Origin of the sequence: Vibrio sp. M260118, from assembly GCF_036533755.1 — a bacterium.
Classification (GTDB): domain Bacteria; phylum Pseudomonadota; class Gammaproteobacteria; order Enterobacterales; family Vibrionaceae; genus Vibrio.
Genome location: NZ_JATABG010000498.1, coordinates 1 through 2,049, shown reverse-complemented (window position 1 = coordinate 2,049; position 2,049 = coordinate 1). Strand labels below are relative to the sequence as shown.

The following is a 2,049-nucleotide window of genomic DNA, read 5'->3' as shown; positions in this document are numbered from 1 at the left end:
TTTCCTGTTTTATCGGAAACTTTTGTACTAAATCAAGTTGCCGCAATGGTAAAATCCGGATTTGAAGTTAAGGTGGTCTCTTTTTCCCCAGAAAAAAGTGGCAGGAACCATCCATGGGTTAAAAAACACAGCCTTATGGAAAGATTGACAACAGCCTATACTAGTTCTGAAAGAAAAAATAAAATTATTGATTTTATATTTTGCTTTTTAAGTGATTTCTTAAAATTAAAATGGAATCGGTTAATTTGGATAACTAAATCTGGTATCAACGGGTATATGTTAGGTCGATGTTTTGAGGGCGTGGAAGGGCCAATTGTTTGTCATTTCGGACCAATGGGGGCTGAACTGGCTAAACTTCTTGAAGAAGGGGTAATTAAAAATGTTGATATCATAACCATCTTTCATGGTTATGATATGTCCGTTTATGCAGAGCTGGAAAGAGAAAAAGAAAATTACTCAAGGCTTTTTAGGCTAGGCCATTTAATGCTCCCTGTTAGTTATTATTGGAAAGAGCGACTTATAAATTTAGGTTGCTCATCGGAAAAAATATCTGTGCATAGGATGGGGGTAGATGTAGACGACTTCAAGTTTATATCTAGGTATGATGACTTAAACAGAGATGTAATTAATTTGATTTCTGTTTGCCGATTTGTGGAGAAAAAAGGAATACCTGTATTGCTAGGTGCAATCAAGGAGCTTCCGAAACGTTATCGTTTAACACTTGTAGGTGGTGGGCCGTTACATCAAGATGTTTTGAATCTTGTTAAAAATTTCGGTTTAGAAGACAGGGTATCTGTTAAAGGATCATTGCCATCAAACATTGTCGCTGAGAAGCTTAATGAAGCTGATGCTTTTGTTTTACCGAGTATAACTGCGAGTAATGGTGATATGGAGGGGATACCTGTAGCTCTAATGGAAGCAATGGCTTCAGGATTGTTAGTGTTTAGCTCTTTTCACTCAGGTATACCAGAATTAATAGAGCATGGTAAAAGCGGCTTTTTATCAGATGAAGGCGATATAATAGCGCTAAAAAATAACATTCTGTATGCATTTGAAGAGCTGAATGGCTCTCAGCGCCAGTCAATTGCTGATACGGCTGAAAAGGTTATCAAAGCTAACTTTAATTTAAAAATCCTTAATGGTGATTTACAAGAATTACTATTCCCGATTAGTGATCACAATGAAAAATAAGAATATATTGATTTCGGTGGTTATCCCATGTACCGACAGAGTATTAGGCCTGCAACGTTGTCTTGATAGTGTTCTTTCTCAAAATGTTACTGCTGATCTTGAGTTAGTTTTGGTTGAAAATAATTCAATGAATAGGAATGTAATTACTGAGATGGTTGAAACAATCCAAGATGAAAGAATCAAGCATCATTACTTGGATGTTTGTGATAACGCAAATGTAGCTCGAAACTATGGGATGAAAAACAGTAGCGGTGATTATATTGCGTACATGGATTCCGATGATTGGTGGAATGAAATGCACTTATCAACTTGCTTAGATCAGATAAAAAAAGGAGCCAATGCTATATATTCTGGTTTTATTTTAGATAACGGTAAAGTTCAAGAACCTAAGTACTCTAGAGCGATTGAACAGGAAAGCCCTTATAAATTTTTGTTTGGTTCGTCTCCTGGTGTTGCTCAAACTTCTTCGTTTTTTCTTTCTCGTGAAGTTTTTGACCTATGTACATGGGATGAAGATCTAAGAAGAAGTCAAGACTATGACTTTTTTATCGAGGTCCAAAAAAAAGTTGGATGGTCATATAAGTCAAGTTTGACTGTCTTTGTTTATTGGGAGCAAGGCGGAGTCAGGACCTTATCTGTTGATGCTTTTGAAAAGTTTTATGCCAAACATTCAGGAACAATGACCCCCTCTGAGAAAGCGGAGTATTTATGTGAAATTATAAAAGCTTTTTCTTTAGTATCACAGAGAAACTATTCGAGATTTTCTATTTTGCTAGGTCAGAATCGGAAATATTTAGGTTTAAAGAATAGGATAATGATTTCAAATTATTATGTCACTGTTTCTCTTTTGAAGTTACG

At 35.7% G+C, this 2,049-nt stretch carries 2 protein-coding genes; both read left to right on the top strand.

Features of this window, described 5'->3' with window-relative positions; genetic code table 11:
- On the top strand, nt 1-1,191 hold a 1,191-nt coding region (locus QTO00_RS18840; protein ID WP_331426125.1), incomplete at its 5' end, for a glycosyltransferase.
- A partial coding sequence (locus QTO00_RS18835; protein ID WP_331426124.1) for a glycosyltransferase family 2 protein occupies nt 1,181-2,049 on the top strand: 869 nt, incomplete at its 3' end. The genes QTO00_RS18840 and QTO00_RS18835, both read left to right, overlap by 11 nt.